The sequence below is a fragment of the Mesorhizobium sp. M1E.F.Ca.ET.041.01.1.1 genome, from assembly GCF_003997355.1.
Taxonomy (GTDB): domain Bacteria; phylum Pseudomonadota; class Alphaproteobacteria; order Rhizobiales; family Rhizobiaceae; genus Mesorhizobium.
This window is the reverse complement of record NZ_RZSL01000524.1, coordinates 1-4,276: the sequence shown is the minus strand read 5'-3', so window position 1 is coordinate 4,276 and position 4,276 is coordinate 1. Positions and strand designations below refer to the sequence as shown.

The following is a 4,276-nucleotide window of genomic DNA, read 5'->3' as shown; positions in this document are numbered from 1 at the left end:
GGCGGCAGCTGGCCGAGGAATGCGGCGAAGACATCGGCCTCAACCAGACAGGCGTGACTTATCTTGCCAGCTCGGACCGCCAAATGGCCGGCTTCGAAGAATTCCTGAAGATCGCCGCCGTCCACAAGATCGATACCCGCCTTCTGAACGCGCGGGAAACCGCGGGTCTCATCAAAGGGATGTCACGCAGTTTCAAGGGCGCGATGACAACACCTTCCGACATGCGGGCCGAGCCTTGGGTGGCCGTGCCCGCACTCGCCCGGCTTGCGGCCCGCAAAGGCGTCAGGATCGTGGAGAATTGCGCGGCGCGAACCTTGGAAATCTCGGCCGGCAGGGTCAGCGGCGTGTGGACCGAGGCGGGTCACATCGAGACATCCAGCGTTCTGGTTGCGGGTGGTGCGTGGTCTTCCCTTTTCCTGAGAAGACATGGCGTCTCCATTCCCCAGCTCAGTGTAAGGTCGACCGCGGCTGCGACGGAGCCAATGCCTGAAATCCATGCAGGCGCCGCGTCGGGAGAACATATCGCCTTCAGACGCAGACAGGATGGCGGATACACGCTCGCTCCGGGAGGCAGCCATTTGCTCCACCTGGGGCCTGACGCATTCCGGCACGCGACGAAATACCTTCCCGCCCTCATGGCCAATCCTTTCGGCTCACGCTATTCGCCGGCCGCACCGGATGGCTACCCGGACAGTTGGTCGACGCCGCGTCATTGGACACCGGATTCTCAAAGTCCTTTCGAAAGAATGCGGGTGCTCAATCCGGCTCCGGAACGTTCCGGTCTCCGTTCGATCGAACGCAATTTCAGGCGCCTGTTCCCACAGCTCGAGTCGGTCCGCCTGAAGGCAAGCTGGGCAGGCATGATAGACGCCATGCCGGACGTCGTCCCCATAGTCGATCGCGTGCAGGCGATTATCGGCCTTGTCGTCGCAACGGGCATGAGCGGTCACGGCTTCGGCATCGGGCCGGGAATCGGTCGGGTCGTCTCCGACATGATCCAGGGAAACGAGATCGGCCACGATCTCACCCGCTTTCGCCTGTCACGCTTTTCTGACGGAAGCGCCATTCGGTTAGGCCCCTCTCTCTAGAGCCACGGCAGGAACCAATCGCCTATTGTTCCGTTCCACCCAGAAGTCGAAATCGGGAGATTGAGATGACTGTGAGATGTCGCGTTTCGATTGACGACGCCAGGGATGTGGACGAGCTCGCTTTCCAGGAATTGCCGCGGGTGGGTGAAAGCGTATCCATGCCGGTCGACGGATCGAATATGGACCTTCGCGTTCTGCGCGTCGTGCATATGCCCGGCAGCGAGCAAGGCGCCGCGACGATGCTGGAACTGACCAGCAAGATTCTCTAGCGGCTTTTCCCCTGTTTCACTCGCCCAACACGACACCGGAGGAGACAATCTGGGCGGTTCGCTCGGTGAGCTTCTCGCGCTTTACAAGCGTGGGCTTTTGATAGGGCTTCTTCATCTCACCGTTCCGTAACCGGGCTGCCTTGTGTTTGGTCAAGACAGTGAACGCGCGCGCACTCGTTGCGTTCCGAAGGACGGGTTGTGGCTGAATTCGACCAGTCGTGGGCGCACGCGTGCCCCGACTGCGCTCGAACCGACTTGCGCGGACGCGCTCGATGGACTGGTGGCGTGGAATTTGCCGATACCAAATCTGCCTCAGTGCCCTGCGATTTCAGTTTGTAGATCAGCCGGACCGCCAGTCCGACGTATCCGACCTGAAGAATGATCATCGCAACAATGGCCCAGCCGAGCGCCCTCCAAGCCGAGCCTGTCTCCAGTTCAGCCCAGATCGCCGTGATGAACGACGTCGCGAACATGCCCACTAGAAATTGAGGAAATTGCATCGGCACGGCACCCAAGGCTTTGGCGTTTCCAGGCGACTCTCAACTCACCGTGAAAAAAGCCCGCCGCCCCATTTGCGGAGCGGCGGGCCCCCCAAATTTGCCCCCCGGCTACCGGGGCACGGTCGACCCCGGCATTGCTGACAGTGCAATTGCGGTGCCAGACACGATGACCCATTACGGGACACCTATGCGGTCGACGCAAGGCGTCGGCGCCAAATAACATTAACCGTGGCTAATATGTCACCGTATCGCCGCAAGAGACCGGATTGTGAGGATTGCGGCAGGCACCGGTCGGGCGCGGTGCTGGGAGCGCCGGTGAGGCTGCGCACGAGGCTGGTGACTGCTTCAAGCCTTCGCCAGCAGCGCCTCGACCTCCTGCAGCGTCGGCATGGACGGCGCGGTCCCCGGGCGGGTCACCGAAATGCCGGCGACGGCGCAGGCAAAGCGCACGGCCTCCAGCGGCTCGACACCCTTGGCAAGTGCTGCCGCCAGGCCGCCATTGAAGGCGTCGCCCGCCCCTGTGGTTTCGATCACCGCGCCGGCATCGACCGCGCCGACATGTTCGGAACGGTCCTTGCTGTGCAGCAGCGCACCCTTCTCGCCAAGCGTCACGATGACGGTGCCGACGCCCTTCGCCAGCAACGCGTCGGCGGCGCGGCGGGCATCCTCGATCGACGAAACCTTGATGCCGGTCAACCCTTCGGCCTCGGACTCGTTGGGCGTGACATAGTCGCAGAGCGCGTAGATGCCGTCCGGCAGCGTGGCCGCAGGGGCCGGGTTGAGGATGGTCGTCACCCCTGCGCCGCGCGCGATCTCGAGCGCCTTCAGCGCGGCATCGATCGGCTGCTCGAGTTGGGTGACGAAGACGCCGGCCGAGCGGATCAGATCGGCATGCGCCTCGATGTCGGCGGGCGAGATCAGCATCGCCGCACCCGGGCTGACGATGATGGCGTTGTTGCCGCTGCCTTCCTCGACGAAGATATAGGCAGCACCGGTATAACTGTCCGGCGTGTCGATCACGGCGCTTTTCACGCTCGCCGCCTGCCAGGTCTGCTTGGCCATGTCGGCGAATGCGTCAACGCCGAGCCGGGTCAGAAAGGTGATGTCGGCGCCGAGCTTGCCGGCCGCCACCGCCTGATTCGAACCTTTGCCGCCCGGTCCGAGCTTGAACGAATTGCCCAGGATCGTCTCGCCCATGCGCGGCTGGCGGTCGGCGCGATAGGCCGTGTCGGCGACGAAGACCCCCAAGATCACAACAGGCTTCATGACGACAGGCTTGCCGGCGGCCATCTCCTTACTCCGCATCCGGCGGAATGACGCCCTTGCGGAAGGCGAAGCAGCCATAGAAGCGGCGCTCGCCGGTCTGGATGACGCAGTATGCCTTCTTGGCGCGCTCGTAGAAGGCGTAGCGCTCGATCGAGATCATCGGCCAGGACTTGCCTTCGGCCGCGTCGATCTCCTTCTGCACCTCCTGCTGCACCGGCGGGATCTCGTTCGGCTTGCCGACGATCTCCATGCGTGCGGCGGCGTCGTCGACGAAGCTGTCCAGCGGATAGAGCGACAGCACCGCCTTCGCCACCTCGGCCGCCGGCGCATCGATGCGCAGCAGCTTGCCGAGCACGGTCTGCTTCGCGACGGAATCGGATGGGAAATTAGTGTCGGCGATGATCAGGTCGTCGCCGTGGCCCATCGCCCGCAGCGCCTGGAGCACGTCGGCATTGAGCAGCGGATTGATCCCTTTGAGCATGGTTTCCTCTTGGAAGTCTGTTTGCGGTCAGAGACGCTTGCCGGTCCCTGCGTCGAAGAGATGGACGTGGTCGAGGCGAGGCCTCAGTTTCAACGTGTCGCCCGGCTTGAAGTCGTGCCGCTCGCGGAACAAGGCGACCATCTCGCCCTCGCCGAAGCGCACGAACACCAATGTCTCCGAGCCCGTCGGTTCAACCACCGAAATCGTGGATGCGACCCCATCAGGATGAATTTCCAGGTGCTCCGGGCGAACGCCGTAGACGACGGCTTGTCCGTCCTCGGTCCGGATGCCGGCGGGCATCGGAAAGGCCGAGCCCGCGATGTCTATCACCGGCTTCTCGCCCTTCTTCACCGTGCCCTTGAGCAGGTTCATCGCCGGCGAGCCGATGAAGCCGGCGACGAACAGGTTGGCCGGCCTGTCGAACAGTTCCAGCGGCGCGCCGACTTGCTCGATGCGGCCGTCGCGCATCACCACGATTTTGTCGGCCATGGTCATGGCCTCGATCTGGTCGTGAGTGACGTAGATAGTGGTGGTCTTCAGCCGCTGGTGCAGCTCCTTGATCTCGGTGCGCATCTGCACGCGCAGCTTCGCGTCGAGGTTGGAAAGCGGCTCGTCAAACAGGAAAACTTGCGGATTGCGCACGATGGCTCGGCCCATGGCGACGCGCTGGCG

At 63.3% G+C, this 4,276-nt stretch carries 6 protein-coding genes; 2 read left to right on the top strand and 4 right to left on the bottom strand.

Going from position 1 to position 4,276, the window contains the following annotated elements:
* Both EOA38_RS29365 and EOA38_RS29360 read left to right on the top strand, forming a co-directional pair.
* Nucleotides 1-1,088: FAD-binding oxidoreductase (locus EOA38_RS29365; RefSeq protein WP_145966113.1), on the top strand; the 1,088-nt coding region annotated here is incomplete at its 5' end.
* A 65-nt stretch (nt 1,089-1,153) separates the two neighbouring features.
* Nucleotides 1,154-1,357, top strand: a complete 204-nt coding sequence (locus EOA38_RS29360) for a hypothetical protein (RefSeq protein WP_126093559.1) — start codon at nt 1,154-1,156, stop codon at nt 1,355-1,357.
* Between the two features lie 116 nt (nt 1,358-1,473).
* On the opposite strand, the gene EOA38_RS39405 is transcribed toward EOA38_RS29360, so the two are convergent.
* The 4 genes from EOA38_RS39405 to EOA38_RS29340 all read right to left on the bottom strand — a co-directional run.
* The gene (locus EOA38_RS39405; RefSeq protein WP_189434994.1) at nt 1,474-1,872 is read right to left on the bottom strand and encodes a hypothetical protein; all 399 of its coding nucleotides are present in this window, start codon (nt 1,870-1,872) and stop codon (nt 1,474-1,476) included.
* 330 nt (nt 1,873-2,202) lie between these two features.
* A complete protein-coding gene (gene rbsK, locus EOA38_RS29350; RefSeq protein WP_127300879.1) occupies nt 2,203-3,147 on the bottom strand; it encodes a ribokinase in 945 nt (314 codons plus the stop codon).
* Between the two features lie 4 nt (nt 3,148-3,151).
* Nucleotides 3,152-3,604, bottom strand: coding sequence for an RbsD/FucU family protein (locus EOA38_RS29345; protein ID WP_127300878.1), 453 nt, complete (start codon nt 3,602-3,604; stop codon nt 3,152-3,154).
* A gap of 27 nt (nt 3,605-3,631) precedes the next feature.
* Nucleotides 3,632-4,276: TOBE domain-containing protein (locus tag EOA38_RS29340; RefSeq protein ID WP_127300877.1), on the bottom strand; the 645-nt coding region annotated here is incomplete at its 5' end.

Excerpts from the sequence above, each read along its gene's own strand:
- EOA38_RS29360 (WP_126093559.1), top strand. The coding sequence starts at position 1,154 with ATGACTGTGAGATGTCGCGTTTCGATTGACGACGCCAGGGATGTGGAC.
- rbsK (WP_127300879.1), bottom strand. The coding sequence starts at position 3,147 with ATGGCCGCCGGCAAGCCTGTCGTCATGAAGCCTGTTGTGATCTTGGGG.
- EOA38_RS29345 (WP_127300878.1), bottom strand. The coding sequence starts at position 3,604 with ATGCTCAAAGGGATCAATCCGCTGCTCAATGCCGACGTGCTCCAGGCG.